Source organism: Pseudomonas sp. GGS8, from assembly GCF_024168645.1.
Classification (GTDB): Bacteria; Pseudomonadota; Gammaproteobacteria; order Pseudomonadales; family Pseudomonadaceae; genus Aquipseudomonas.
In genome coordinates this window covers 5265480-5291977 of the sequence record NZ_JALJWF010000001.1, presented here as the reverse complement: position 1 = coordinate 5291977, position 26498 = coordinate 5265480, and the positions used below count along the sequence as shown (strand labels likewise).

Sequence of the window (26498 nt, the reverse complement as noted above, 5' to 3'; positions counted from 1 at the left end):
TTCCGGGAGCCTCTGATGCGCGCAACGTCCGCCAGCCCAGCCTTGCGGCTGCCCTCCATCGACAGCTTGCTACGCCATCCCGCCTGTCAACCGCTGGCCGACCGTTATGGGCGTGACGCACTGCTGGCCGGCCTGCGGCAATTGCTCGATGACTTGCGCGAGCCGGTGCACAACGGTGAACTCGCTGCCGTTGAAATCGCCCCCGACGTATTGGCGGGGAGGGCCGGGGAGCGTCTGGCGATTCAGCATCGCAGCCAGATTCGTAGAGTGTTCAACCTCACCGGCACGGTGCTGCACACCAACCTCGGCCGCGCGTTGTTGCCGGAAGAAGCCATTGAAGCGGTGCAACTGGCTGCGCGCTATCCGCTCAATCTGGAATTCGATCTGCGCAGCGGCAAGCGCGGCGACCGGGACGACTTGATCGAGGGCTTAATCCGCGAACTGACCGGCGCCGAAGCCGTCACCGTGGTCAACAACAACGCCGCCGCTGTGTTGCTGACGCTCAACAGCTTGGGCGCACGCAAGGAAGGGATTATCTCCCGAGGGGAGCTGATCGAAATCGGCGGCGCGTTTCGCATACCCGACATCATGGCCCGTGCCGGGGTCAAACTTCATGAAGTGGGCACCACCAACCGCACCCATGCCCGGGATTACGAGGCGGCCATCGGCCCGCGCAGTGGTCTGCTGATGCGGGTACACGCGAGCAATTACAGCATCGAAGGTTTCACCGCGAGAGTACCGACGGTGGAATTGGCGCAACTGGCTCACCGCCACGGACTGCCCTTGCTCGAAGACCTCGGCAGCGGCAGCCTGCTGGACCTGACCCGCTGGGGCCTGCCCGCCGAACCGACGGTGCGCCAGGCGCTGCTCGACGGCGCGGACATCGTCACCTTCAGCGGCGACAAATTGCTCGGCGGGCCTCAGGCCGGATTGATCGTCGGCCGCAAAGACCTGATCGCCAAGATCAAAAAGAACCCGCTCAAGCGTGCCTTGCGGGTCGACAAATTGACCCTGGCTGCCCTCGAAGCCGTCTTGGCGCTGTACCGCGATCCCGATCGTCTGGCCGAACGCCTGCCGAGTTTGCGTCTATTGACCCGGCCCCAAACCGATATCCTCGCCCAGGCCGAACGCCTGCAACCGTCACTGGCGCAGGCGTTGGGTGATGGCTGGAGCGTCAGCGCAGTGCCGGCATTGGGCATGATCGGCAGTGGCAGCCAACCAGTGGCTCGGTTGCCAAGCGCCGCGTTATGCCTGCGCCCCAACGTTTCCAAACGGCTGCGAGGCCGACGATTGTTGGGGCTGGAGGCAGCGTTGCGGCGGTTGCCGATTGCCGTGCTGGGGCGTATCGACGATGACGCCTTGTGGCTCGACGTGCGCCAACTCGACGACGAAGCCGCGTGGCTGGCGCAACTCGATCAATTGCAGAAGGAGGGCCGGGACGGGTGATTGTCGGCACGGCGGGGCACATCGATCACGGCAAAACCTCCTTGCTCCAGGCACTGACCGGGCAGGCCGGTGATCGTCGCCGTGAAGAACGTGAACGCGGCATGACCATCGACTTGGGCTATGTCTATGCGGCGCTGGAACCGGGCGCGGCCCTGACCGGTTTTATCGACGTGCCCGGCCATGAGCGCTTCACCCACAACATGCTGGCCGGCGCTCAGGGCATCGACCTGGTGTTGCTGGTGGTGGCGGCCGATGACGGCGTCATGCCGCAGACCCGTGAACATTTGGCGATTGTCGAATTGCTGGGCATTCCTCGGGCACTGATTGCACTCAGCAAATGCGACCGGGTCGATCCGGCTCGGGTACAGGTCGTTCGTGAGCAGACCGAAGCATTACTGGCGCCCGGACCTTATGCCGGCGCACCGCAAATCGTGCTATCGAGTGTGACCGGCGAGGGCATCGAGACTCTGCGCCAAGACTTGTTGGAGGCTCAGCATGCGGTTGTTCAACGCAGCGCCAACGGCGGTTTTCGTCTGGCGATTGATCGGGCCTTCAGCGTAGCCGGCGCCGGCATCGTGGTGACCGGTACGGCGTTGTCCGGCCAGGTGGCGGTGGGCGATACGCTGATGTTGAGCCCGCTGGGTAAACCGGTGCGAGTGCGTGGCCTGCATGCACAGAACCAGGCCGTTGACCGCGCAACAGCCGGGCAGCGGGTCGCGCTGAACCTGAGTGCCGAGCGTCTTGCCCTGGAGCAGATTCACCGTGGCCACTGGCTGTTGGCCGAGTGGCTGCATGCGCCCACTCAGCGCCTGGATATCGAGATGACGGTGTTGGCCAGCGAAGCGCGAAGCTTCGAACACTTTCAACCGGTGCATGTGCATCTTGGAACTCAGGACGTGACGGGGCGGGCGGCCTTGCTGGAAGGCGCGAGCCTGGCACCGGGGGCGCAGATGTTCGCGCAACTGCTGGTCAATGCGCCGGTGTTGGCAGTGAAGGGCGACCGCTTGATCCTGCGTGACCAAAGCGCGCAACGCACCCTTGGCGGTGGCCGGGTGCTGGACCCGTTCGCCCCGGCCCGACAGCGCCGTAGCCCCGAACGATTGGCGCAGCTACAAACGCTGGCCACCACCAATAGCCTGGAAGAAGCACTGCCGGCGCTGTTGGCCAACAGCGACACCGGGCTCGATCCGCAGCGACTGGAGCGCCAGTTCAACCGTCCGCGCCAGACTTGGGAATTACCCGATGACGTGCGCCTCATCGATACGCGACAGGGGCTCTTGCTGTTCGGAGCGGCGCGCTGGGAAGCCTTGAAAGCGCCACTGCTGGAACACCTCGCACGCTTTCATCAACTCGAACCAGACCAAATGGGACCGGACCGGGATCGCCTGCGTCGCTTCGCCGGTACTGCGCTGGATCGACCGACCTTTATCAGCCTGCTCGACGAATTACTGGCCAGTGGAGCCATCGTGGCCAGCGGTCCCTGGCTGCATTTGCCCGATCATCAAGTGCGCCTGAGCGAGGACGACGAAAGCCTGTGGCAACAGCTACAACCGTTGTTCGAACAGGCGGGTTTCGATCCGCCGTGGGTGCGTGATCTGGCTAAAGCGACTGGCCATGACGAGGCGGTGGTGCGCCTGCTGCTGCGCAAGATGGCCCGGTTGGGGTTGCTGTACCAAGTGGTCCGCGACCTGTTTTACACCGACACGCTGGTGCGCCGACTGGCGGCTATGCTGGTGCAACTGGCCAACGATAACCCGGTGATTCAGGTCGCCGCATTTCGCGATGCCGTGGGCCTGGGGCGCAAGCGCAGCATTCAGATTCTTGAATACTTCGACCGGCTCGGCCTGACCCGCCGCTTTGGCGACCGACGCCACCTCCGGCTCGACAATGCACTGGCCCAATCAGCGACAGACTGAGTTCAAGGAAGGCAATCGCGCCCGGTGGCGCGGCCGGGCTTCAAACCCGGTTGGGGACGGCATCCGTTCCCGGGCAGGTTCGACTCCGGCTGCCTTCCGCCATTTCCACGGAGACCTTGATCACAGGTGCCCGAAGGTCAGCGGGTACTGGATGACGACGTAAACCCTGTCGATGTCATCGCCCGCCTGAGCGGTGTTGGCCCGATGAGACACATGGGACAGTTGCAGTGACAAGCCCTTGGCGGAGCCTGACTGCACGATGTAGCGCAGGTCGATGTCGCGCTCCCAATGCCGCCCGCCATCACCCTGTTGAGGTACGTACTCGCCGATGGTCGGGTCGAACGGGTTGTAGGCCCCACCTTTGGGCGCACGGGTGCCATCGATGTCGCTGCCCCTGACATAACGCGTCATGAAACTCAGGCCGGGGATGCCATAAGCGCCGAGGTCGAGGTCGTAACGTGCCTGCCAGGAGCGTTCATGGGCGCCGTTGAAGTCGGCGTACTTGATCGAGTTGGCCAGGTAAATGGAGTCGCCACCGACGAAGTCGAACGGTGTGTCGCCATTGATGCGTTGCCAGGCCAGGGTGAAGGCATGAGCATCCAGGGTGTATTTACCCGACAGGCTGTAGGCGGTGTTGTCGATGGCACCGGCCAGCGCCTTGCCGGTGTCTTGCGTGCGGTACAGGTTGGCGTCGAGGAACACGCCGGACTGTTTCAGGTGCAGATTGGCGTAATACTGCCGCCAGGTGTCGCTCAGCTCGGAGGCGTACAAGGCGCCGCCGACAGGACTGTGCGTGAACAGGTCGGCACCCAGAAACGTGATGCCACCGGCCTCGGTGTTGGCACCGTAGCCATAAAAGTTGCCCTTGCTTGTTGTGTTGTCCTGATTCTTGAACGCCGTGAAATGACCGGCCACCAGTTTAATGTCGTCGATTTCGTTGCTGTTCAACAGAAAGCCCGTGGCGTATTCCGGTTGCAGGCGTTTGTCGGCGGTGTCGAACACCGGGGTTTCCACGGTCATTTCACCGAAGGCCAGGGTGGTTCGGGAGGCCCTGATTTTCAGCGCGCCACCGGCACTGGAATAGTTGTCTTCGCTGCGACCGTCACTGTCCAGCGGCAGTAACCCGGTTCCCGAATGCCCTTTGCCGCCATCGAGCTTCAGCCCCGTAAAGGCGTGGCTGTCGATGCCGAAACCTAGCGTGCCGGGGGTGAATCCAGATTCAAATGAGCCGATAAAGCCTTGAGCCCACTCTTGTTTGTAGTTCTTGCCCGAAGGCGAGGGTGAGCGGTAGTCGCTGTTGAGGAAGAAATTTCGACTGAGTACCTCAAGCTTCCCGCCGTCGAGAAATCCTTGCGCGGGCTCCGGCGCTTCATCCGCCAGGGCTGTTCCGGCAAAAAACGCGCAGAGCCAGAAGGACGCCTTGGGGACGTCCTTCCGCCCGGAAATGCGCGGGAGGGTTTGTAAAGAAAACATGACTGATCTCCCGCTTGAAACAGCGACTCCGCAGAGTCGCTATTTATTCTCAATGGCCTTCAGAGGCATGGAACATGGTCTTGGCGTAGATCAGGCCCAGACCATAGGCACCACCGTTGGCGATGGAGGTTTTCACCGTCTCGTCGTATGTTTCGGTGCGTGCCCAGTCGCGCTGCAGTTCAAGCAGGTATTGCAGCGAAGTCATGGGGCGGGCACCGAGCTGGATCATGCGCTGCACGGCCATTTCATGGGCTTCGATGGAGACATCGCCACAGGCATCGGCGATGAAGTACACCTCGAAGCCTTGGTCGAGGGCCGACAGTGCCGGGCCAACGATGCACACGGAAGTCCACAGACCGGCCAGGACGATTTTTTGTTTGCCGATGGCGTTGACTTCAACGGCAATGCGCTCGTCTTCCCAGGTGTTCATGCTGGTACGGTCGATCACTTTGTGTTCCGGGAACACCGATTTGATTTCGTCGAAGATCGGGCCGGAGAAGCTTTTCTCGGCGACAGTGGTAAGGATGGTCGACACCTTGAAGCCTCTGGCGGCCTTGGCGACGAGGGCGGCGTTATTGCGCAGGGTGACGGCATCGATCGACTTGGTGGCAAAGGACATTTGCGACTGGTGATCGATCATGATCAGGGTGTGGTCGGTGGGGGTCAGCAGGGTTTTGCCTGGTACAGCTTTTGCGATGGCCATGGTGATGTCCTTGCGAGTGGAGTGAGGGTTGGTTCACAAGGCTATGATTGCGTAGATTTCGACGCAGATATTGAGTCGATGTGCTGTTTTGATTCAAGGCGCATCAGCACAAAGGTGGTCGCCAGACCCTGCAAAGGCCGTCAACAAACGCAACTATGACCTACGCTTGTTTCCAGACGCATGCTCACCGAACAGTGGCTCTTCCCTGATCGAAAACAACAAGAACGGTTATCCGGAGACGACTCATGTTTGCACTGGCCCGTCGATTCAGCAGCAACCTCGCCGCTTTCATCACCGCCGCCGCACTCGCATCCCCTGTTTTTGCGCTGGACACCGTCAAGTTCATGGCCCCCGGTTCGGTCGGTGGCGGTTATGACCAGACCGCGCGAGTCTTGGGCAAAGCCATGGTCGAGGCCCAAACGGCCAAAGCCGCCACCTTCGAGAACAAGGGTGGCGCCGGCGGGACCCTGGGGTTGGCGCAATTTGCCAATGCCACCAAGGGCGACCCCGATGCCCTGATCGTCGTTGGCGCGATCATGGTCGCGTCCATCGAGCAGAACAAACCGCAAATCACCTTGAAGGACGTGACACCGATCGCCCGGCTGTTTACCGAATACAACGTGATCGCCGTACGCGACGACTCGCCGTACAAAACCCTGGAGGACTTGCTCAAGGACTTCAAAGCCAACCCGTCCAGCATCAAATGGGGCGGTGGCTCCAAGGGGTCGATCGACCACATCGGCATCGCCGAACTGGCGAGCAAAATGGACATCCCCGTCAACAAGGTCAATTACGTTGCCTTCGCCGGTGGCGGCGAAGTCGTTGCCGCGGTGCTGGGGGGCCACATCACGGTGATCACCGGGGGTTACGCCGAGCTGGCCAAGTATGTGCAGTCCAAACAGTTCCGCTTACTGGCCGTCGGCGCGCCCAACCGCGTTGAAGGCATCGACGCACCAACCCTCAAAGAGGGTGGCTATGACGTGACGATCGGCAACTGGCGGGGTGTTTACGGCGCCGCGGGCCTGACGCCTGAACAGCGCAAGGCACTGACGGAAGCCGTCCTGACCGCCACCAAAAGCGCCGTCTGGCAGGAAAACGTAAAAACCAATGCGTGGTCGCCGAGCATTCTGACCGGGGATGATTTCGGCAAATTCGTCGATGAGGAGCACGGACGCCTGCGCGCGATGCTGGTCAAGGTCGGGCTGCTTTGAGATGGCCGGGCGCTGGAGCGTAAGGCCGGCTCAACTGGCGATTGGCGTCGGTATTGTCGTGATCAGTGCGGTATTGGCGGTCGGCGCCTCGCGGTTTCCCGCCGAGATGGGGTTCGTCATCATGCCGGCCTACGTCTATCCCTATGCCGTCGCGGCATTTCTGGGCGCCGTCGGTCTGTTGATGTGCTACCACGCGCTCACCGGTGGTTTTCGCAATCTGCCCGATGACCACGAGACTTCCAAGGCCGTGCCCGGCGGCAAGTCCGGAGCGACCTGGGTTACGGCAGGGCTGGTGGGCGTGGCGTTGCTCATTTCCTACATCGGCTTCGTATTGGCTGCTGCATTGCTATTTGCCTGTTCGGCGCGGGGCTTTGGCAGTCGCAGCCCGGTGCGAGACCTGGCCATCGGCATTGCCCTGACGCTGCCGATTTACTGGCTTTTCACCGCCGGGCTAGGGGTTTCCCTTCCGCCCTTGATCAACGCCTGGATCTGATCTAGGCCGAAGGAGGTCGACAAGGTGGATATTCTCTCGAGTCTGGCAGTCGGCTTCGCTGGCGCGCTGACGCCGATCAATCTGATGTGGGGTTTTATCGGCTGTCTGCTGGGCACTGCAATTGGAGTATTGCCGGGGATCGGACCGGCGCTGACCGTCGCCTTGCTGCTGCCGATTACCGCCAAGGTCGATCCGACCGGGGCACTGATCATGTTCGCCGGCATCTATTACGGCGCTCAGTTTGGCGGCTCCACCACCTCGATCCTGCTCAACACCCCGGGGGAATCGTCCTCCATGGTCACGGCCCTGGAAGGCAACCTCATGGCCCGCAATGGACGGGCAGGCCCGGCCCTGGCAACGGCCGCCATTGGCTCATTCGTGGCCGGCACCATTGCGACGATTTTGCTGACATTGTTTGCGCCCCTCGTGGCCACGCTGGCGCTGAAGTTCGGGCCGGCGGAGTATTTCGCGATTCTGGTGCTGGCCTTCACCACTGTGTCGGCAGTGCTCGGCGCGTCGATGCTGCGCGGCTTTGCTTCATTGGGCATCGGGCTGACCATCGGCTTGATCGGCCTCGACTCGACGTCAGGCATTGCCCGCTACACGTTGGGGGTTCCCGAGCTGGTCGATGGCATCGAAGTGGTGCTGGTCGCGGTGGGGTTGTTTGCCGTCGGTGAGGCCTTGTACGGCGTGCTCTACCAAAAGGAAGAAACGGCCGGCCAACACCGATTGACCTCGTTGTGGATGACTCGAGCCGACTGGAAACGCTCGGTCCCGGCGTGGCTACGGGGCACCTTGATCGGTTTTCCCTTCGGATCGATTCCGGCCGGTGGCGCGGAAATCCCGACGTTCCTGTCCTATTCGACCGAACGCAAACTCAGCAAATACCCGAAAGAATTCGCCGCCAGCAAAGGCGTGGGCGCCATCGAAGGCGTCGCAGGTCCTGAGGCGGCGAACAATGCGAGCGCCACCGGTTCGCTGGTACCGCTGCTGACCCTGGGCATACCGACCTCCGCCACGGCGGCGATTCTGTTGGCGGCGTTCCAGAACTACAACCTGCAACCGGGGCCGCTGCTGTTCCAGACCTCGGGCGAGTTGGTCTGGACGTTGGTGGCTTCTTTGTACATCGGCAACGTCATCCTGCTGGTGCTGAACCTGCCGTTGGTGGGGCTGTGGGTCAAACTCTTGCAGATTCCACGCCCCTACTTGAACGCCGGCATTCTGGTGTTCGCCACCATCGGCGTGTACGGCATGCGCCACTCATCCTTCGACTTGTTCCTGATGCTAGGCATCGGCTGGGCTGGGGTGTTGATGCGCCGCTTCGACTTCCCCGTCGCCCCGGTGATCGTGGGCATGCTGCTGGGGCCAATGGCGGAAAAACAACTGCGCAATGCTCTATCCATCAGCCAGGGCGACTGGATGATATTTGTGACACAACCGATTGCGGCGTCGGTCCTGGCAGTGACGTTGTTGGTGTTGGTGGTCCCGTATTTGCTGCATAAACGTGGGATCAAATTGCATGAGGATGATTAAGTGCTTTGTCAGCCGGTTTGATGATCAGCGCCAGTTCCAGCATCACGCGTTGTCCTCGCATGCCCCTCTTACCTCAACTTTGTAAAGTTGACATCTTGGACTCTGTTTCGTCCGTCTGTCGAAGGTATACCTCAATCTGGCGCTGCGCTTGACGACGCATCGCTATTCGATATGATTAGTTTTGATTAAGGTTTATTAGTAAAGAAACAAGATAAATCACGTCAGGAGTAATCGATTATGGCAACCACCGCGAAAACCCGATCCGTGACAGCCCACGTCCCAGTGCAGCTTGCCGAGAAAGTCGATTTGATGGCTGAGCGCCTAGAACGCTCCAAGAACTGGATCGTCAAACAGGCCCTATCCGCTTGGATAGATCAGGAGGAGGAACGCAGTCGACTGACCCGTGAAGCCTTGGCCGATGTGGACGCGGGTCGCGTGATTGACCACCAGGCTGTCCAGGCTTGGGCTGATAGCCTCAGCACAGACACTCCGTTGCCGGTGCCGCGTTGATGGAGTTGAAGTGGACAAGCAAGGCGATTTCCGACGTTACCCGGTTGTACGAGTTTCTGGCGGCGGTGAATCAGCCTGCTGCCGCACGAACAGTACAGCAACTAACGACTACACCGACCACGCTGCTGGCCAACCCACGCATTGGCGAGCGTCTGGAAGAGTTCGAGCCGCGTGATGTGCGGCGAATTCAGGTCGGCCATTACGAGATGCGCTACGAGATAGTGGATTCCACCATATACCTGCTGCGCCTGTGGCACACACGCGAGGATCGATAGCCTGGCAAAACTGCATGAGGATGATTGAGCATTCTGGGCAAACACGCGTTTGGCGGGCGGTCCACAACGGTCCACTTTGTGGCGCACAACTTTCCAAGACGTTTCCTACAACGTACCCTGTTGCCGCGTTTCGGTATCGACCCCTATAGTTCGGGCTCGCGGAAAACACCGCGAACGACCTTGGCCGGTCGGATATTAGGAACGTCCAACTATCCAACACCTTTGTGTTATGGCGGCTGTGCGCGGGACACCTTCGGGTGTGCCGGTTTCCTATTCCGGTCGGCCAACCCGCGTACGGCTGCCACCTCATTCGCTTGGCCGCGAACGGTGGAGGCTCTATTAATAGGAATTACATCGATGTCCGACCAAGTCATGCCGCGTTACCTCCCCATCGACACCTACGACGCCGAATCCCCGGTACTCTTCATCAACACCCACAAAGAACTCAGCGACCTGGCCGCCTGCGCCATGCATCGTTTCACCGTGGTTCGCGACCTGATGGACACCTTGTCCAGCCTCAACCTCAAAGGCATTTCCGACTGCGACCTGACCCGCGTCACCCGGGCGGTGCATCTGCTGACGCGTGAGGGCTGTGCCGTGCTGGATGTGATTCAGGCTCGGGCCTTGCAGCGGGAGGAGGGGTTCAAGGCCACTGTTTAGCGGTGTAGCGACGGACGCCTTCGCGAGCAAGCCCGCTCCCACATGTGATCGCTGACGTGCACAAATAATGTGTTCACAGACAATCCAGTGTGGGAGCGGGCTTGCTCGCGAAGAGGCCGGCACATCCAGCATTGCAACTGCCTGACACCCCACTTAATGCTCGCCACAAGGGATTGAGGAGTGGCCGCGCGATGGCCGAAAACCGGCTTACGCGACAGTCAGAGCCGGAACGCTTGTCGTCCTACCAGTAACCATTTGCCTTGCTGCTTTTGCCAGATCTGAAAGTTCTCGATTTCCGTGGGAACAATCTCGGTGCCCTTGATGGCTTGCGCCGAAAAATGATGGCGGACCAACGCCACATCACCCGAGACGGTGATTTTCTGGTTCTGCATCTCCAGCGTCTTGAAAGCGCTTTTTCCGGTTTCGATGTCGGCGATGAATTCTTTCTTGTCCTGGATTTTCCCGCTGGAATGCCCGTAGGTCAGGTTTTCAGCGGTGAGCGCATTCAGTTGTGGGACATTTTTGGTCAGCATCGCTTGAGTCAGATGATCTACCGCAGCGGCAACATCCTTCTCGCTCGATGCGGGGGAGGCCGCCACGTAGCCACTGAACAGGCATAAAAAACCGATAATCAGTTTCACTTTTTTCATGGGTAATTCCTTGTTGTTATAGGTACGAGGACGACAGATGAATTACGCCAACTCATCTGTCGTCGTACAACATATCAGGTTTTACCAAGTGATGCAGATATGGCATTTAGCGAGTGCTAGGCCAGCCGTCCCTCATGAAACAGACGTGCGCCAATGCGCTGAATTTCAGCTTCGCCCTGCGCCAGTGCCGCTCTGCTGGTGTGGACTGAATAACGCCCCATCACCAAATCGTGCGGATGCTTCACCGCCGAGCCCAGCACGAAAGACGTGTCGCCGTGCGCCACAAAATCGATGGGTTGGTCTGACTCCTCGAACACCGCCAACTCGCCAGTATTGACCGGGCCACCAACGTCCAGCCGACCGGCATTGACCGCCAGCCACGCGACGTTGTGGCCGGCGGGAGGTGTATAGCGCCAGCGTTCTCCGTCTTTCAAGCGCACGACGAGGTAGTTCATGTCCGAAGGTGCCGCAATCGCACTTTGCGCTGCGCGGTGGCGTCCGAGCAGCACACGCGCCGGGCCGGCTTGCGGGATCTGCGAGGGCGCCAAGTAGAGACTTTCCGCTGGTGCGTTTTCGTGTGAAGCGGGCAGGGCGACCCAGAGTTGGAAGCCCGATATTGAGCCGTCGCTGACTGGTTTGGCGTCGTGCCACACGCCATTACCGGCGCGCATCCACTCCACACCTTCGGTGGGCAGCACGCCCGTCTTGCCCGTGGTGTCTTCGTACACCACACCGCCTTCAATCATGTAGGTCAGCGTTGCGATCCCTGAGTGCGGATGCATGCCGAAACCTTTCTGCCCGCCTTGGGGCTTGAAGCCGAAGAGGTCAAGAAACACAAAAGGCTTCAACAACTGGCCCAGGTCGCCAGGGCTCATCAGTCGCGTGATCGGCCCGTGAGTGCTGCCGGAGGTGCGGTGAACGATGGCGCGCGTTGGTGTTGTGACGATGCTGTTCATAGGTTTTCCTCAAGTCTTGAGCCGGTCGCCTTGGGCATGGATCAGCGCGCCGCACCGAGCAAGGCCACGGGTTTCTGACGCCAGGCCACGAAGGCAGACATCGCCAGCAGCACCAGGGCAGGGGCGGGATTGCCGCCAATCACGAAGAGATGCGTGACCATTGCGCCGGTCATGGTCGCCGTCAGCAGCAGCCCGGCGAAAAAGCTCGTGACCGGGATCAGCAGCAACACAGCGCCAGCCACTTCAATGGCACCGGTCAGGTAACGAAACCATTGCCCGGCACCGACGGCGTCGAACACCTGGACCATTTGCGGCGCGCCGGCCAGCTTGGCGATGCCGGCCGCAGCGAACGCCAAGGCCAGAAAGATGCGAACACCCCAAAGGATGCGGTTTTGAATAGGGGAGAGAGATGAAGTTTGAGTCATGGAAAATGATGTCCTTGCCTGTGGTTTACGCAGTTAGAGGGCTAACTGCTGCGATGCAAGAAGGTTAAGCGTGCCCGGATTGGTTGATTAGATGGCAGAATTGGATTGCGCCCATCCATTTTTTGCTGGAATTATCGCTTTATGCTCGACCTGAATGACATTGCCTTGTTTGTCCAAGTGGTCCGCAGCGGCAGTTTCGCCGAAGCGGCGCGGCGGCTGGGCATGCCGCCCAACACAGTCAGCCGACGTGTCCAGCAGCTCGAGGCGCAACTCGACACACGACTGCTGCAACGCTCCACGCGCAAGTTGACGCTGACCCATGCCGGGCAGGCTTTTCACGAGCGCTGCGTGGGCGCGGTGGACGGGCTGATCGAGGCCGGGCACGAGTTGATGACGGGCAGCCAGGAACCCAGCGGCCTGGTGCGCATTGCCGCGACGGCGGATTTCTTCGACTTCTTCCCAATGGAATGGGTGGCTGATTTTCTCGCCGCGCATCCGCGGGTGCGGCTTGATTTCGTGCTCAGTGATGCCCGAGCCGACTTGATCGCCGAGCGTATCGACATCGCGTTTCGCGGCGGTCCGCTGCAAGACTCAGGTTACGTCGGGCGCCAGCTCTTCGGTGCAGGCAGCGAGGGCCTGGTGGCGAGTCCGGCTTACATCGCTGTTCGCGGTATGCCCGGTACGTTGCAGGACCTGGTGAACCATGACTGCGTGAGTTTCGCCCATCCCAGCGGCTTCACCACCTGGCGTCTGACCGGTCCAGAGGGTGTGGAGGAAGAAGTGCAAATCGCCAGCCGTTTTAGCGGTAACACGGCTCAGGCATTGCGCAAGGCTACGGTGGCTGGCCTGGGCATCGCGCTGCTGCCGCCGACGCTCGCCAGGCTCGATCTTCAGGCGGGCCGACTTGTACGTGTGTTGCCACACTACCAGCGCGCAGGCTTTGGCCTGCATGTGCTTTACCCGAGCCGGCAGCATCTGCCGCTGGCGGTATCGGCCTTCATTGAACTGGTGATGGAGAAACTAAGAGTGGAAGCATTCCCTGCGCAGGGCTGACCTATCCATATGCTTCAGCAGTGGTGGCCAAAAGCCTCTATAATGCACAGCCTCTGACGCCAGTGTATTCAACAGCCCGGTACTTCCTTGAAACGCGATCTTCGACTTGCCACTTTTCTGATCTTTCTGGTGTGTGTCTCCGTGGTGCTGCTGACGGCCTGGCAGATATGGACAGCCCGACAGAACACCTTGAGCGACATCAACACCGACACATTGAATCTGACTCAGGCGCTCAACACTTACACCGAGGGCACCTTCAAGCAAAGTGAAGTGTTATTGCTGGGCCTGACAGAACGGATCGAGAAAGACGGCACCGGCCCGCAGCAACTCGAACGGCTGAGCAAGTTGGTTGCTCAGGAGATGGACGCACTCCCGCAGTTAAATAGCGTGGTGCTGTATGACGCCCATGGGGACTGGCTATTCTCGACCCACACGCCGATCTCATCCAATAGCAACAACGCAGATCGAGCGTTCTTCCAGTATCACCGCAACACGCCGGATCGCGGCGTCCATATCGGCCCGGCGATTCTCAGCCGTGTCAGTTGCGCCTGGGTGATTTCGGTCAGCCGACGCATCGATCACCCCGATGGAAGTTTTGCCGGGGTGATCGCCGCGACCCTCAGCCTCGAACACTTCCTCAAACTTTATCGAAGCATCCATGTAGGGCAATTCGGCGCGATCAGCCTGACTTCATCCGAAGGGCGCCTGCTGGTGAGGTATCCCTTTCAAGTGGAAGACATCGGCCGTGATCTGTCTCGCGCGCCGATATTCTCCGAATATTTGCGCAACACCTCATCGGGCACCGTGGATTTTGCGTCGAATGTCGATGGTACCCATCGCCTCTACGCGTTCAAGAGAAGCGATCATTATCCTCTCGTGACGACGGTAGCGGTGGGGCGCGCCGAGGCAATGCAAGCGTGGCTCAGTCAGACAAAACAGTCTGTCGCTGTCGTTCTGCTGTTGTTGGGGCTCCTGGTTGCACTGGGGCGCAGGCTGATTTCCCACATCAGTCGGCGTATTCGGGCGGAGGAAAAATTGCTCGCCACCCAAACCGCACTGATCGAGCTTAACCAGACACTGGAAGTTCTCGCCAGCGAGGACAAACTCACCGGTCTCGCCAACCGCCGCCATTTTGATCAGTTTCTGGATGTCGAATTCAAACGCGCCAAGCGACTCGCAAGCCCGTTGTCATTAATCCTGATCGATGTGGATTTTTTCAAACCTTACAACGATCACTACGGCCACCTCGCCGGAGACGAATGCCTGCGGATCATCGCTCAGGCGATCAAGCACTGTGTACGTCGCCCGGGTGACATGACGGCTCGCTATGGCGGAGAGGAGATCGCCGTGGTGATGCCCAATACGGACGAATCAGGAGCGCGCACGGTTGCCGAGGCGATTCTGTCGGGTATTACAGCCGAGCAACTTGCGCATTTGTCGAGCCCGTTAGGTATCGTGACCGTCAGCCTGGGGATGGCGACTTATGTCGCCGACGGCAGTGATCCTGATGAAAAGGCACTGATCAGTCGTGCAGACCGTGCGCTTTACGTGGCGAAGTCGCAGGGGAGAAATCAGCTGAGCATCGCGTAATCGAGGCGTTACTGCACGCGGCGCAACTATCGGTTCAAGTAATAGTGACAATCAAGAAACGCAAGTTCTGCTGGATCGGGTAAAGGCGGAAAATCGCCTCCATCGAAGACGCAGCTCAAGGAATTTGCGCGATGAAGACATTGACCCGACTGGCAATTGTCGCCCTGTTGATGGGTGGGGTTGCTACTGCTGCAACCGCCTACGCAGACGACGCTCAATCGTGCCATTTTCTGCCCATCGCCGGCGCCAGCACCGGGTTGCAGCATTCACAAACCGTCGGTGTGCTGTACAGCGAAAACACCCTGGACAACCTGCAATACCTTGAGCGGTACCATGATGTGGCGGTGAACGGCGCGCGAGATGCGCTGGATGCACGGATTCGCAACGCGTTCATCAACAGCTCCGACCCGGAGTTGGCAATCGACTGGCTGATGAGCTCGCTGCAGCAGCAGTTCCTGTCCGTGACTGTCTACGACAACCTCGATGCGCTGGTGCAGGCCCATCCGGATGTGGTGGTCATGCTCGATACGCATAACCGTCTGCTGACCCAACACAACAGTCAGGTCGAGGCACGTTTCGCCGCGCGGTTCTACGACGCCAACCTGCAATACATCGGCAAGGCCGAAGGCGCCGTCGAGAAACAAATGCCTTCGGTCTGGGTACACAGTAAAGCGGCAGCCGAGATTGCCGCCCAGATCGATCAGCAACGCGACCTGCAACTAAGCGCCTTGAAGCAGTTCGATAACTCGCTCAAGGCTCTGGTGACCGCTGGCTGAACACCCAAACCATAACCGCAACGACGGCGACGCCGAACCGTTGATCAACGAAACAGACTTTTTATTTCAGGACTTCGCCGATGCGCCCTTTATTTGTTCCATTGATGGCTTTGGCCACCTTGCTGCTGGCCGGTTGCGCCTCCGCGCCGAACGACCCGACGCTGACTTTGCAGACGAAAAAAACGCCTGCCGAGTACGCCGATTGCGTGGTGCCGAAGTTGCAGGGCAGCGCATTGCACCCGACGGTCTCGCAAACCCAGCGCAGCTACCGGATCGTGGTGCCGAGCAAAGTCGCTGCGGACAACGTTCTGGAAGCCTACAAAGCCCCGAACGGCGGCAAGGTGTTTTTGTATGAGCGCCGCTTGCTGGCGTCGAACTTCATGCCTTCGAGTTTCGAACGTGCCGCGCAGGAATGCCTGTAACCCGTAACTGCTTTGAAGAACGCTCCTTTGGTTGGCCGCAACCAACCAATTTTTTGCCCCGTACCTTATTCGGTTTCGGGGCTTTTTTTTGCGTGCAGGTTTAACGGGGCAGAATGGCGGAGGAGGGTAGCCGTGCTCGTGCCAGAGATATCAGCCGACCGGCTCGGCCTTACAACTCATTGGTCCTGCGCCTGGCTTCTGGAAAAGCACCACGTCGCCGTCTTGCCAGAAGCTGTAGTTCCCCTGGTAATCCTTGCCCGTGTATCGAGCTCCCGAATCACTCTGTTCCTGGCTCAGGACGATCGAGGTGTTCGCCCAATTCAGGTACACGACACCAGGCTGCGTGTTAAAGAAGGTCGCGGCGATCAGCGAGTTGAGCCCTGTGCAACGAAAAGCCAAAGGGCCTTCGGTGAGCCTGTCCGGATCTTTGGTTCTCACAATGGCCGAGCTTTGGCGCAGCTGGTGCGCGCGCTCGGCATAACTGCGGATCGTGCACGCCTTGGGTACAGGCGTGGAGGCACACTGATTGCGCGCATCGATCCAGAACTGCTGGTCGATCATGACTTTGTCCGGACGCGGCACTGAATGCTCATCCGAGAGCGCCAGGCGATAAAGACGCGTCAGTTCGATATCCATCTGCGCCAGTTGCGGATCGCGACAGATCAGCTTTTCGACGGACGCCTTTGCCTCGGCACAGTCGAAGCTGGTCTTGAAGGTGGGTGCAGCATTGACACAAGTGCTCGCCGCCGCGCATACGCTGGCAGCGAGTAGACCGGTGAAAAGGGTCGTGACCGTTTTCATGTTGGCTTCACCCAGATCATTACGTGATGCCCGGATTGCCGTGGGATTTATCGGTGCGTTGAATAGCTATTCGTTCGCATTGGTGTATCGCAGTGTACGTCAGTGCTCAGAACTTGCCATACCGCTCGGCGGTGGTTGGGTTGCAGGAGAGAGTTGGCCGCCACTGATATTTGACGGCCTTCGCCTGCAGCTATTCGACCCGCAGGTGCCCCACAAATGCCACATCACTCAAAGGCATTGCCCCCAAAGGCTCCAGGTAAAATCAGTTGTACTGACTTATCGATCCAGCGGCGGGTTTGGGCCTCCAGGTGTGGGTCAGCTGATAGGCAATTGCCAACCATATAAACCACCCCGGCATGACCATTAAAGCAATACGGGTGTCAGGTCTTAATGCCAGCAAACAGAGAACAAAGCCCAGGAACGCCAAAGAGAACCAGGCCATCGGCACGCCGCCAGGCATCTTGTAGGCCGATTGCGCATGCAGGTCGGGCCGGCTTCTGCGATAGGCAATGTACGACGCGAGGATGGTCGACCAAGTGAAAATCACCAGAATCGCCGACACGGTAGAGACGATGGTGAACGCTGTCATGACTTCTGGAACGATGAACAGCAACAGCACCCCCACCAGCATCAACAGTGTGGTGAACGCCAGGCTCAGCAGAGGCACGCTATTGCCCGACAAACGCCGAAAAATCCCTGGAGCATTGTCGTGACTGGCCAGCCCAAACAGCATGCGGCTGGATGAAAATACGCCGCTGTTGGCCGATGAGGCGGCGGACGTCAGCACCACAAAGTTCACGATACCTGCCGCTGCGGGAAAACCTGCAACCAGAAACAGTTCGACGAAAGGGCTCTTGTTGGGCGAAACCTGTTGCCATGAAGTCACTGCAATAATGCAGGCCAGTGCCAGCACATAAAACAGGATGATTCTCAGCGGAATCGAGTTGATGGCTTTAGGCAGGGTCTTCTCGGGGGAGCGAGTTTCGGCGGCTGCGGTGCCGATCAGCTCGGTGCCGGCAAAGGAGAAAATTGCCATCTGGAAACCGGCAAAGAAACCGAACAGGCCGTTGGGGAAGGCTGCCTGTTCATCCAGCAGGTGGTTCAGGGATGCGGTGACGCCATTGGGCGATACAAATGAACTGGCAATCAGCACCATGCTGACGCCAATCAAGGTGACGACGGCAATGATCTTGATGATCGCGAACCAGAACTCCACCTCACCGAAAAGCCTGACCGTCAGTACGTTCAAGGCAAACAGCGTCATTAGCATACCGATGGCCGGTATCCAGGCGGGTACATCAGGGAACCAGTATTGAAAGAAGCCGCCGACCACCACGGCATCACCCACCACCGCGACGCTCCAACTCAGCCAGTACGACCAGCCGAGAAAAAATGCCGCTCGCGGGCCAAGGTAGGCACCGGCAAAATCCGCGAAGCTTTTGAAGTTCAAGTTGGAGAGCAACAGTTCGCCCATGGCGCGCATGACGAAGTAGACGAACAGACCGATGATCATGTAGATGAGGATGATCGACGTGCCGGAAAGGGCGATGATCTTCCCGGAACCCATGAACAGGCCGGTACCGATGGCGCCTCCCATGGCCATTAACTGAATGTGACGATTGCTGAGGGTGCGCTGCAGCGCGGGCTGTTCAGGCAGCCCGGACGGAGTCGTTTTCATTACAAAACCTCTTGATTTTATGTTTTTGAGTTTTGGCAGAAAGTGGGTGTCTAGCGTTCTTGTTAGAGATGCAACGGCTACTGACGGTGGTGGTTTGCGTGTGGCAGGGTTTCTCGTTCGCTCACACGGTGAGTAGCCCCTTGGCACTTTGCTCAGGAGGCCTCACCTATGGCGATCAGCTGACTGTGCGCAAGCGCGAGGGCACTGCTGGCTGCTGATCAAGCAGTTGGTAGAGGTTTTTTATGTTGGCAGGCGTCGGCACCAGATGGATGCGCTCACCAATGGCATGCTCCCGCGCCAGGTCGTGCACGTAGCGCAGTGACGAAAAGTCTTCGAGGGCAAAACCCACGGAATCGAAAACCGTGACCTGTGCGTCGTTCTCACGGCCCGCGACTTCACCTTGAACAATCCGGAAGAATTCGACGACGGGAAAGTCGGCCTCCAGTTGTTGAATATCGCCTTCAATCCGGGTTTGAGGTTCAAACTCAACGATGACCCGGGCAGTGCGCAGGATGTCGGCGTGCAGTTCGGTTTTCCCCGGGCAGTCACCGCCGACGGCATTGATATGCATGCCGGGCTCGATCATCTCGGGCGTCAGAATTGTTGCATAGGCTTTGTCTGCGGTGACTGTGGTGACGATGTGCGCACCCTTGACCGCTTCCTGTACCGAGCTGGCCAGAATCACCTTAATGTCCGGGAATGCGGCCAGGTTGTGCTTCAACTTAAGTGAAGCGTCGCGATCGATATCGAAAATGCGGATTTCTTTGATGGACAGCATTTCGTAGAAGGCGAGGGCCTGAAATTCGCTCTGGGCGCCATTGCCGATGATTGCCATGATGTTTGCATCTGGGCGCGCCAGGGACTTCGCGACCAGGGCGGAGGTCGCGGCGGTGCGCACGGCGGTGGTCAATGTCAGTTCGCTGAGCAAGGTTGGATAGCCACTGTGGACATCGGCCAAGACACCGAAGGCCATGACCGTCAGCAAATTGCTTTGACCGTTGTCCGGGTGACCGTTCACGTATTTGAACGAGTACTGTTGGCCATCGTCGGTCGGCATCAACTCGATCACACCGTCGGCCGAATGATTGGCGGTGCGGGGCGACTTATCAAACTGCGCCCAGCGTGAGTAGTCAGCTTCGATGTAAGCCGCCATTTCGCGGATTGCCCGGCGGATTCCCACCTTGGCGAACAGGCGTGCGGCATGATCGACGTCTATAAAAAGAGTCATGTTTTTATTCTCCGATTCAATGGTTGAAGCGCTGTTATTCAGGGGGATAGCTCAGGCGCGTTTGCTCTCGTAACCATGCAGCACGTTGACCGCATTGATCCCGATTTCATCGACCATGTAGCCGCCTTCCATCACGAACAGGGTGGGGCAGCCCACACCTGCTATCAGCTCACCGATGCCGATGAAGTCTTCGCTTTCCAGCAGGAAGTGGCTGATGGGGTCGTCCTTGAACGTGTCGACGCCGAGTGAAATAACCAGCACTTCAGGGGCGAATTGCTGAAGTTTCTTGCAGGCGTGGAGCAGGGCGTTGCGATAGCTTTCCCAGGTGGTGTTCTTCGGCAACGGGTAGTTGAGGTTGTACCCTTCGCCGTGGCCGGCGCCGACTTCGTGGCTGAAGCCTGAGTAATACGGATAAGACACTGTCGGTTCGCCGTGCAGCGAGACAAACATGACGTCGCTGCGCCCGTAGAAGATGTTTTGCGTGCCGTTGCCATGATGGAAGTCGACGTCCAGCACCGCGACACGTTTGGCGCCTTGGGTAATAGCCTGTTGTGCGGCAATGGCGGCGTTGTTGAGATAGCAATAGCCGCCCATGTATTCACGTGCTGCGTGATGGCCGGGCGGACGGCACAGGGCAAAAGCACTGTCGTGGCCTTCATCGATCAGCGCCAGTCCGGTCAGCGCGATATCGGCGCTGGTTTTTACCGCTTGCCATGTGGTGGCGGTAATGGGGGAGCCAGCGTCCATGGCGTAGAAACCCAACTTGCCGTCGATGTAAGTCGGCACTTGCTCGTTGCCCAGATCGCGCACTGGCCATACCAGCGGCAAGGCATCTTGGGTGCGTCCGGTTGCGCTCCATTCAGACCAGGCGGATTCCAGAAAGGTTACGTAGCGCTCGCTGTGCGCGTTGACATAGCACGACCGGTCAAATGCTCGCGGTTCGATGACCTGACCCAGCCCTACCTGCTTGACCCGATGATGGACGGTATCGGCCCGACTGGGCTGTTCGAAGGAAGGCTTGAGCACGCCGTCTTTCAATTCGGTGCCGTGGTGCAAACGGTGGGAATCACTGAAAACTGTAAACATTGTGCGCATCCGTTGATGTGAGCCAGTGCAAATATTTTGTTCTGGCGCGGGTGCGATTTCTTTGCTTTGTTTTCAGGTTTTGATGGATATTGCGGGAGGATTTACTCGGGAGTGGCGTAATGCAGAAAAAAACGTCCAAACGCATCAGTCTCGACGACACCGACCTGGCGATTCTCGCATTGCTGCAGGAGGATGCGAGTATCTCCAACGCCGAGCTCAGTGAGCGCCTGTCGTTAAGCCTGACGCCTTGTTGGCGGCGGCGTAAGAGAATGGAGGAGGCGGGCGTGATAAAGGGCTATCAGGCCAACCTTGATCGACGAATGCTGGGGCTGGATATCATGGCGTTCGTGCACATCCGTTTTTCCACCCACGCCGATCACGCCCCCGACGACTTCGAGGCGGTGATTGCGCAATTGCCCGAAGTGTTGTCCTGTCACAAGATCACCGGGGATGCCGACTACGTGCTGCAAGTGTTGGCAGAGGATCTTGATAGCTACAGTGATTTTATCGAGCAGGTACTCAGGCGTCAGGTGGGTATTGCCTCCATCCAGTCCAGCCTGGCATTACGCGAGGTCAAGACCAGTAGCCGTATTGCGATACCCAAATCGAGCAAGGACTGAAGGCTGGGGTTAGATCACCTTTCTACCCCCCCTTCAAGCCCGCTCACACATTTTGATCTAGGGCTGTCCTCGATTTTTCGAGCACTGCAAATCCCCTTTCGGCTTGACTCAGGCTGTGAAATCGCTGGTGTGCAACTCCGTGACGCCCACCAGTGCAATTTCAAACTCGGGGATGGCGTCGGCGTCGACACTGCCGTAGAGAATGCCATCGGCAAAGCGCAGTTGGCCGGTGGCGTTGGCAGGGTCGAAGGCGTTGCTGCCGATGAAGGTGAAGGCGTCGATCTCAGTGGTCAGCGGGTTGGCGTCCAGGCCGGTGAAGTCGAGATGGTCGCCCTCGGTGCTCTTGAATCCGTTGATCACATCGCGCAAAGCGCCGGTGCCCATGTCCGACAGCGCACCAAACACGTAGGTATCCGCGCCAGTGCCTCCGGTGAGGTTGTCGGTGCCGGCACCGCCGATCAGGCGGTCATCGCCCGAACCACCCACCAACATATCGTTGCCCGCACCACCGTTCAGAACGTTCGCGCCGCTGTTACCCGACAGAGTGTCGGCGTAGGCGCTTCCCGTGAGATTTTCGAAGAACTTCACGGTGTCGAGCCCGGAACCCACGGTGTTCTGTTGCGCTGACGTCGAGAGGCTGACGGTGACGCCAGACGCGGCGCGTTCAAAAGACACCGTGTCATTGCCCTCGCGTCCGTCCAGCACGTTGTTGCCGGCTCCGGCGAACAGCGTGTTGTCCAACGCGTTGCCCGTGCCATTGGCGGCGCCAGGGCTATCGATATACAGATGCTCGACGTTGTTGCCGAGGGTATAGGCCGCCAGGCTGCTGTGCACGCTGTCGACCCCTCCGGACGCCGCATCGCTGTTGGTCTCGATCACGGCGTCGTCAGCGTTGTCGACATAGTAGGTGTCGCTGCCATCACCGCCGCTCATGCTGTCGGCCCCTGCGGCGCCATCGAGCACATTATTGCCGGCATTGCCGGTGATGAAGTTGTGCTGCTCATTGCCGGTGCCGTTGATGCCTGACACGCCGGTGAGCACCAGGTTCTCGAGATTGGCGCCCAGGGTCCAACTGACCGAGGCCTGCACCGTATCGATCTGCGAGATCGAGGTGTTGGTTTCCACCACGCGGTCGAGCACGTTGTTGACCACATAAATGTCATTGCCGTCGCCACCGGTCATGGTGTCGGCGCCCAGGCCGCCATCCAGCGTGTCGTTGCCCGAGCTGCCCACCAGGGTATCCGCCTGGTCGGTACCGGAAATCATCGTCCGGTTGTTGTCGAAAATGTCCTGCACGCTGTTGTTATCGTTGGGGTTGCCCTGGAAGCCAAGGTCATTGGCGATGTAGTCGGCCAGGCGCTGGCCGACGATTTCCGCCGATTCCTCGTGCAGGTGCCAGACGTCGTCGGGATACGTCAGCGGATCGACTTCGTGTCGCAAGGGGAGGTCGTTGTAGTCCACCGCCAGCTTGACGTCGGCGCGCTCGGCGGCGATGGCTTCCTGGGCGGCGTGGACATAGCCAACCCCCTCGACGATGGAGGCAATCTTTTCTTCCGAATAGCCACGGGCGCGCGCCGCGTCCTGCTCGTAGTGACCGGTTTCCATCATGTACACGTCGAAGTTGCCGAACTGGGCATGCAGGTAGTCAAACACCTTAAGGGTCGCAGCCTTGTAGGCCGCTGCTGCCGCTGCTTTGTCCGTGGCTTGGGCGATCTCCTGGGCGGCTTCCTCGCCCTGGCCCCAAATGATGCCCATGGTGACGTTATTGATCGATTGCAGTTCGCTGCGCTGATCGCTCAGTAGCGTCACGGCGCGCAACAGCGCAGCCCCGGGTTGGTTGGTGTCGGTCAGCCACCAGCACAACTTGAGTGCCTCGGCGCTGAGCGTCGACAGGCCGGTGACCGTGCTGCCGCCCACCGCGATGTCGATGCCGTTGCCATCGGCATCGGTGAACTGGCTGCGCACGTCATAGGGGGTGTAGCGGTCCAGGTCGTTGACCAGCATCGAGGTGCCGGACTGATTGTCGTCCTCCGTCATGCGCAGCAGGCGCGCATTGGATTGGCCGAGGGTGGGCAGGTAGAGGATGTCCTGTTGGGCGCGCTCACCGAACACGAAGTCGCTGGCGGTCAGGGTGTTGAGGTAGTTGCCGCTGAGGGCTATTTCAAAGCGATTGCCATCGGCATCCGCTTCGGCGGACTTGATGTAGGTCTTGTCGCCGGCCGCGTTGAGGGTGATGTACAACGTGCCATTACTGCCATCACCAAGGCCGACAATGCCCAGGCCTGAAACATCGATCTTGTCGACGCCCGCAGTGAAGTCATAAATCGTGTCGGTGGCGGTGACACCACCCGTGTCGTAGTCGCGGTAGCTGTCGAGCAGGTTGGTATAGCGGAAGGTGTCGGCGCCGTCGCCGCCATACAGCGAGTCGCGTCCGCCACCGCCGTCGATGGTGTCGGCGCCAGCGCCGGCCTTGATCGTATCGTTGCCACCGAGGCCGAGGATCAGGTCTGCACCCGCCGTGCCGTTGAGGGTTTCGGTATTGTTGGTGCCGGTGACAGTGTTGGCCACTCCCAGGGCGAAGCTATCACTGACCGATGCACCGGCCGGGTCTGTGGCCTTGACCAGCACGTCGTAATTGCCGGACGCGGTGCTGGTCGGCGTACCGGTGAAGGTCAGGTTGGTGGCATTGAAGCTCAGCCATGCGGGCAGGGCGCTGCCATCGGCCAGTTTGGCGGAGTAGCTGAGGCTGTCATTGTCCGGATCGGTGAAGCTGGTGGCCGGCACCACGTAGCTGAACGGGGCGTTTTCGGTTGCGTTCTGATCCAGCAGCGGCGTGGCCAGAACCGGCGCGTGGTTGGTCGGTGACGACGTGGCGAAGACAAAGTTGGCGCTGGTCAGCTTGTCGAGGTAGTTACCGTTCAGTGCCACTTCGAAGCGGTTGCCATCGGCGTCGGCAGTCAGGGACTTGATGTAAGTCTTGGTGCCGGTACTGTTGAGCGCCACGTACACGGTGTTGTTCTTGCCATCCCCCAGGCCGGTGAAACCCATGGCCGAGAGGTCGATCTTGTCGGCGGCGATATCGAAATCGGTGATCAGGTCGCCAAGGTTGGCACCGCCGGTGTTGTAATTGCGGTAACTGTCCAGGCGATTGGAGAACACAAAGGTATCCGCTCCGACGCCACCGGTGAGGGTGTCCATACCGGCACCGCCGTCGAGCTTGTCGTCGCCCAAGCCGCCATTGAGGCTGTCGTTACCCGCCAGGCCGAGCAGGGTGTCGGCCGAATCACTGCCCAGCAGCGAGTCACTGCCGCTGGTGCCGGTGAGCACACGATTGAAGATGAAATTGCTGGCGGTCAGGGTGCTGGCGAGGTTGCCTGAAAGAATCAACTCGAAGCGGTTGCCGCTGGCGTCGGCGTCGTAGTCCTTGATGTAAGTGCGGTCGCTGCTCGCGCTGTAGCTGACCTGCAGAGTGCCGCCTCGGCCAGTGCCCAGGCCGGTGAAACTGAGGCCAGCGAGGTCGATCTTGTCCTGGGTGACATCGAAGTCGGTGATGGTGTCATCGAAGCTTGCGGTTGCGTTGCGGTAACTGTCGGACTGGACGGTGAAACGAAACGTATCGGCGCCGGTACCACCGGTGAGTTTGTCGATGCCTGCACCACCCACCAGAATGTCGCTACCAGCCCCGCCATTGAGGGCGTCGTTGCCGGCACCGCCGTAGAAAATCTCGCTGGCGCTGCTGCCCAGCAGGGTGTCGTTGCCCGCCGTGCCTTGCACGGTGATCATCGGCACCGTGTCGCTGACGTAGCTGCCGTCGCCATAGACCAGCGCGGCACCATTGCTGGTGTGGCTGATGGTGTTGCCGATGATGGCGTTGCGATCGGTGCCGTCTTCATTGCGCTCCGCAACGCCGTAAGTCGACAGGTTGCTGCCGATGATGATGTTGCTCTGGATGGTGTTGTCGCTGCCGTTGAAGTACTTGCCGGACACACCCAGGGTGTCGTTGTAGGACTGGATGATGATCTCCGGTACGGGGTTGCCCAGGGAGTTGCTGTTGAGCGTGTTGTCGATGATCTCGACGTGGGTGCTGCCGTAGATGCGGATCCCGGCGCTGGTGTTGTCATGAATGTCGACGCCGCTGACCGTCACCTCGCTGGACATTTTGATCAGCACCCCTTCGGCGCCGTTGCCATACACCTCACCACCGGTGATGGTGATGTTGCTGGGGGAGGGGATGTCCTCGCTGCCGCGTTGGATCACGATGCCATTGCCGCCGTTGTCGTAGGCGATGTTATTGGTCATGGTGAAATCGTGGGTGCTGGTGACGACGTTGAAACCGTGCCGGTCGTTGTCGTAGGCGATGTTGTTTTCGAAGGTACTGTTGCTGAGGAAGTCAGCAACGAAGCCATCCAGGCCGTTGCCGTGGGACACGCTGTTCTTGATGACCATGTTGACGGTCTGCTCGTGGGGGTCGAAACCGTATCCGGAGCAATCCTTGATCTCGACGCTGTCGAGGGTGACGTTGGAATCGTAGCCAGCTTGGCCGGGAATGTAGCCGTTGAACCAACCGTCGATCTTGCCCGTGGTGTTGTCACGGTTGCCGTCGATGGTGAGGTTGCTGACGCCGAAGTCGTGGGTTTCCTCGCCATAGGCGGAACGGATGACCCCCGTGATCTTGGTGTCAGAACCGTCAGCCACCTTGACGGTGGATGCGCCCATGCCGTCGCCGTACAGGTAGACGTTGCTCTTGAGCATCAGGCAACCGTCGGAAGGTTCCACACCGCCCGAGACGATGTAAGTTCCGGTCGGCACGTAAACCTGCCCCCCGCCTGCGGCGGCCGCCGCATCAATTGCACGTTGTATCGCCGCCGTGTCGTCAGTGATGCCATCTCCTTTGGCGCCAAAATTTTGTACGTTGAAAATCATGAGCTTATCTCCGTATCAGGCTAAAACCTCGGAAGATGCCAATATTCCATCGACAACCACCGTGGTTTGA

The 26498-nt window shown here is 59.4% G+C and carries 23 protein-coding genes and 1 tRNA gene; 14 read left to right on the top strand and 10 right to left on the bottom strand.

What is annotated here, in order from left to right; genetic code table 11:
* Window positions 1–15: 15 nt before the first annotated feature.
* From selA to J3D54_RS23675, 3 genes are all read left to right on the top strand, one after another.
* A complete protein-coding gene (selA, locus tag J3D54_RS23685; RefSeq protein ID WP_253423353.1) occupies window positions 16–1446 on the top strand; it encodes an L-seryl-tRNA(Sec) selenium transferase in 1431 nt (476 codons plus the stop codon).
* On the top strand, window positions 1443–3362 hold the full coding sequence (gene selB, locus J3D54_RS23680; RefSeq protein ID WP_253423350.1) for a selenocysteine-specific translation elongation factor: 1920 nt from the start codon (window positions 1443–1445) through the stop codon (window positions 3360–3362). The genes selA and selB overlap by 4 nt, the downstream gene beginning before the upstream one ends.
* 6 nt (window positions 3363–3368) lie before the next feature.
* Window positions 3369–3464: transfer RNA gene (locus tag J3D54_RS23675), tRNA-Sec, on the top strand.
* A gap of 18 nt (window positions 3465–3482) precedes the next feature.
* Here J3D54_RS23675 and J3D54_RS23670 read toward each other — a convergent pair.
* A complete protein-coding gene (locus tag J3D54_RS23670) occupies window positions 3483–4835 on the bottom strand; it encodes an OprD family porin (protein ID WP_253423346.1) in 1353 nt (450 codons plus the stop codon).
* 49 nt (window positions 4836–4884) lie between these two features.
* The gene (locus J3D54_RS23665; protein WP_253423344.1) at window positions 4885–5538 is read right to left on the bottom strand and encodes a hydrolase; all 654 of its coding nucleotides are present in this window, start codon (window positions 5536–5538) and stop codon (window positions 4885–4887) included.
* Window positions 5539–5783: 245 nt separating this feature from the next.
* Here J3D54_RS23665 and J3D54_RS23660 point away from each other — a divergent pair, with 245 nt between their 5' ends.
* The 6 genes from J3D54_RS23660 to J3D54_RS23635 all read left to right on the top strand — a co-directional run bounded on the left by J3D54_RS23660 (window position 5784) and on the right by J3D54_RS23635 (window position 10220).
* On the top strand, window positions 5784–6749 hold the full coding sequence (locus tag J3D54_RS23660; protein WP_007938333.1) for a tripartite tricarboxylate transporter substrate binding protein: 966 nt from the start codon (window positions 5784–5786) through the stop codon (window positions 6747–6749).
* 1 nt (window position 6750) lies between these two features.
* Entirely contained in the window at window positions 6751–7242 is a 492-nt protein-coding gene (locus J3D54_RS23655; RefSeq protein ID WP_253423341.1) for a tripartite tricarboxylate transporter TctB family protein, read from the top strand.
* A 24-nt stretch (window positions 7243–7266) separates the two neighbouring features.
* Window positions 7267–8775: a tripartite tricarboxylate transporter permease gene (locus J3D54_RS23650; RefSeq protein WP_253423338.1), complete on the top strand. Its 1509-nt coding sequence runs from the start codon at window positions 7267–7269 to the stop codon at window positions 8773–8775.
* Window positions 8776–9012: 237 nt separating this feature from the next.
* Window positions 9013–9285 (top strand): CopG family ribbon-helix-helix protein, encoded by a 273-nt coding sequence (locus J3D54_RS23645; protein ID WP_015060662.1) that lies wholly within the window; start codon window positions 9013–9015, stop codon window positions 9283–9285.
* Window positions 9285–9560: a type II toxin-antitoxin system RelE/ParE family toxin gene (locus J3D54_RS23640; protein ID WP_253423335.1), complete on the top strand. Its 276-nt coding sequence runs from the start codon at window positions 9285–9287 to the stop codon at window positions 9558–9560. The genes J3D54_RS23645 and J3D54_RS23640 overlap by 1 nt, the downstream gene beginning before the upstream one ends.
* Window positions 9561–9917: 357 nt before the next feature.
* Complete coding sequence (locus tag J3D54_RS23635; protein ID WP_253423332.1) at window positions 9918–10220, top strand: hypothetical protein; 303 nt, start codon at window positions 9918–9920, stop codon at window positions 10218–10220.
* Between the two features lie 218 nt (window positions 10221–10438).
* On the opposite strand, the gene J3D54_RS23630 is transcribed toward J3D54_RS23635, so the two are convergent.
* From J3D54_RS23630 to J3D54_RS23620, 3 genes are all read right to left on the bottom strand, one after another.
* The gene (locus tag J3D54_RS23630; protein WP_253423330.1) at window positions 10439–10870 is read right to left on the bottom strand and encodes a nuclear transport factor 2 family protein; all 432 of its coding nucleotides are present in this window, start codon (window positions 10868–10870) and stop codon (window positions 10439–10441) included.
* Between the two features lie 116 nt (window positions 10871–10986).
* The gene (locus J3D54_RS23625; RefSeq protein ID WP_253423327.1) at window positions 10987–11826 is read right to left on the bottom strand and encodes a pirin family protein; all 840 of its coding nucleotides are present in this window, start codon (window positions 11824–11826) and stop codon (window positions 10987–10989) included.
* A gap of 41 nt (window positions 11827–11867) precedes the next feature.
* Window positions 11868–12251: a DoxX family protein gene (locus tag J3D54_RS23620; protein WP_253423324.1), complete on the bottom strand. Its 384-nt coding sequence runs from the start codon at window positions 12249–12251 to the stop codon at window positions 11868–11870.
* A gap of 141 nt (window positions 12252–12392) precedes the next feature.
* Here J3D54_RS23620 and J3D54_RS23615 point away from each other — a divergent pair, with 141 nt between their 5' ends.
* From J3D54_RS23615 to J3D54_RS23600, 4 genes are all read left to right on the top strand, one after another.
* Window positions 12393–13304 carry a LysR family transcriptional regulator gene (locus tag J3D54_RS23615; protein WP_253423321.1) on the top strand — a complete coding sequence of 304 codons (912 nt, stop codon included), beginning with the start codon at window positions 12393–12395 and terminating at the stop codon, window positions 13302–13304.
* Between the two features lie 87 nt (window positions 13305–13391).
* Window positions 13392–14894: a sensor domain-containing diguanylate cyclase gene (locus J3D54_RS23610; protein WP_253423318.1), complete on the top strand. Its 1503-nt coding sequence runs from the start codon at window positions 13392–13394 to the stop codon at window positions 14892–14894.
* A 131-nt stretch (window positions 14895–15025) separates the two neighbouring features.
* Window positions 15026–15670, top strand: coding sequence for an ATPase (locus tag J3D54_RS23605; RefSeq protein ID WP_253423315.1), 645 nt, complete (start codon window positions 15026–15028; stop codon window positions 15668–15670).
* An 80-nt stretch (window positions 15671–15750) separates the two neighbouring features.
* Window positions 15751–16092, top strand: coding sequence for a hypothetical protein (locus J3D54_RS23600; protein ID WP_253423312.1), 342 nt, complete (start codon window positions 15751–15753; stop codon window positions 16090–16092).
* Between the two features lie 150 nt (window positions 16093–16242).
* On the opposite strand, the gene J3D54_RS23595 is transcribed toward J3D54_RS23600, so the two are convergent.
* The 4 genes from J3D54_RS23595 to J3D54_RS23580 form a co-directional block, all read right to left on the bottom strand.
* The gene (locus J3D54_RS23595; RefSeq protein WP_253423309.1) at window positions 16243–16893 is read right to left on the bottom strand and encodes an MliC family protein; all 651 of its coding nucleotides are present in this window, start codon (window positions 16891–16893) and stop codon (window positions 16243–16245) included.
* 262 nt (window positions 16894–17155) lie between these two features.
* A complete protein-coding gene (locus J3D54_RS23590; protein WP_253423306.1) occupies window positions 17156–18571 on the bottom strand; it encodes an amino acid permease in 1416 nt (471 codons plus the stop codon).
* A 175-nt stretch (window positions 18572–18746) separates the two neighbouring features.
* Window positions 18747–19799 carry an ornithine cyclodeaminase gene (locus J3D54_RS23585; RefSeq protein WP_253423302.1) on the bottom strand — a complete coding sequence of 351 codons (1053 nt, stop codon included), beginning with the start codon at window positions 19797–19799 and terminating at the stop codon, window positions 18747–18749.
* A gap of 51 nt (window positions 19800–19850) precedes the next feature.
* Window positions 19851–20885, bottom strand: a complete 1035-nt coding sequence (locus J3D54_RS23580) for a histone deacetylase family protein (protein WP_253423299.1) — start codon at window positions 20883–20885, stop codon at window positions 19851–19853.
* Window positions 20886–21004: 119 nt separating this feature from the next.
* On the opposite strand from J3D54_RS23580, the gene J3D54_RS23575 reads away from it, so the two are divergent.
* Window positions 21005–21505 (top strand): Lrp/AsnC family transcriptional regulator, encoded by a 501-nt coding sequence (locus tag J3D54_RS23575; RefSeq protein WP_018925946.1) that lies wholly within the window; start codon window positions 21005–21007, stop codon window positions 21503–21505.
* 108 nt (window positions 21506–21613) lie between these two features.
* Here the strand turns inward: J3D54_RS23575 and J3D54_RS23570 are convergent, their stop codons facing one another.
* Window positions 21614–26428, bottom strand: coding sequence for a glycosyl hydrolase family 28-related protein (locus J3D54_RS23570; RefSeq protein ID WP_253423296.1), 4815 nt, complete (start codon window positions 26426–26428; stop codon window positions 21614–21616).
* Between the last annotated feature and the right edge of the window lie 70 nt (window positions 26429–26498).

Coding starts and splice junctions, on each gene's coding strand:
- selA (WP_253423353.1), top strand. CDS start 16: ATGCGCGCAACGTCCGCCAGCCCAGCCTTGCGGCTGCCCTCCATCGAC.
- J3D54_RS23670 (WP_253423346.1), bottom strand. CDS start 4,835: ATGTTTTCTTTACAAACCCTCCCGCGCATTTCCGGGCGGAAGGACGTC.
- J3D54_RS23665 (WP_253423344.1), bottom strand. CDS start 5,538: ATGGCCATCGCAAAAGCTGTACCAGGCAAAACCCTGCTGACCCCCACC.
- J3D54_RS23660 (WP_007938333.1), top strand. CDS start 5,784: ATGTTTGCACTGGCCCGTCGATTCAGCAGCAACCTCGCCGCTTTCATC.
- J3D54_RS23655 (WP_253423341.1), top strand. CDS start 6,751: ATGGCCGGGCGCTGGAGCGTAAGGCCGGCTCAACTGGCGATTGGCGTC.
- J3D54_RS23645 (WP_015060662.1), top strand. CDS start 9,013: ATGGCAACCACCGCGAAAACCCGATCCGTGACAGCCCACGTCCCAGTG.
- J3D54_RS23640 (WP_253423335.1), top strand. CDS start 9,285: ATGGAGTTGAAGTGGACAAGCAAGGCGATTTCCGACGTTACCCGGTTG.
- J3D54_RS23635 (WP_253423332.1), top strand. CDS start 9,918: ATGTCCGACCAAGTCATGCCGCGTTACCTCCCCATCGACACCTACGAC.
- J3D54_RS23630 (WP_253423330.1), bottom strand. CDS start 10,870: ATGAAAAAAGTGAAACTGATTATCGGTTTTTTATGCCTGTTCAGTGGC.
- J3D54_RS23625 (WP_253423327.1), bottom strand. CDS start 11,826: ATGAACAGCATCGTCACAACACCAACGCGCGCCATCGTTCACCGCACC.
- J3D54_RS23620 (WP_253423324.1), bottom strand. CDS start 12,251: ATGACTCAAACTTCATCTCTCTCCCCTATTCAAAACCGCATCCTTTGG.
- J3D54_RS23615 (WP_253423321.1), top strand. CDS start 12,393: ATGCTCGACCTGAATGACATTGCCTTGTTTGTCCAAGTGGTCCGCAGC.
- J3D54_RS23605 (WP_253423315.1), top strand. CDS start 15,026: ATGAAGACATTGACCCGACTGGCAATTGTCGCCCTGTTGATGGGTGGG.
- J3D54_RS23600 (WP_253423312.1), top strand. CDS start 15,751: ATGCGCCCTTTATTTGTTCCATTGATGGCTTTGGCCACCTTGCTGCTG.
- J3D54_RS23595 (WP_253423309.1), bottom strand. CDS start 16,893: ATGAAAACGGTCACGACCCTTTTCACCGGTCTACTCGCTGCCAGCGTA.
- J3D54_RS23590 (WP_253423306.1), bottom strand. CDS start 18,571: ATGAAAACGACTCCGTCCGGGCTGCCTGAACAGCCCGCGCTGCAGCGC.
- J3D54_RS23585 (WP_253423302.1), bottom strand. CDS start 19,799: ATGACTCTTTTTATAGACGTCGATCATGCCGCACGCCTGTTCGCCAAG.
- J3D54_RS23580 (WP_253423299.1), bottom strand. CDS start 20,885: ATGTTTACAGTTTTCAGTGATTCCCACCGTTTGCACCACGGCACCGAA.
- J3D54_RS23575 (WP_018925946.1), top strand. CDS start 21,005: ATGCAGAAAAAAACGTCCAAACGCATCAGTCTCGACGACACCGACCTG.
- J3D54_RS23570 (WP_253423296.1), bottom strand. CDS start 26,428: ATGATTTTCAACGTACAAAATTTTGGCGCCAAAGGAGATGGCATCACT.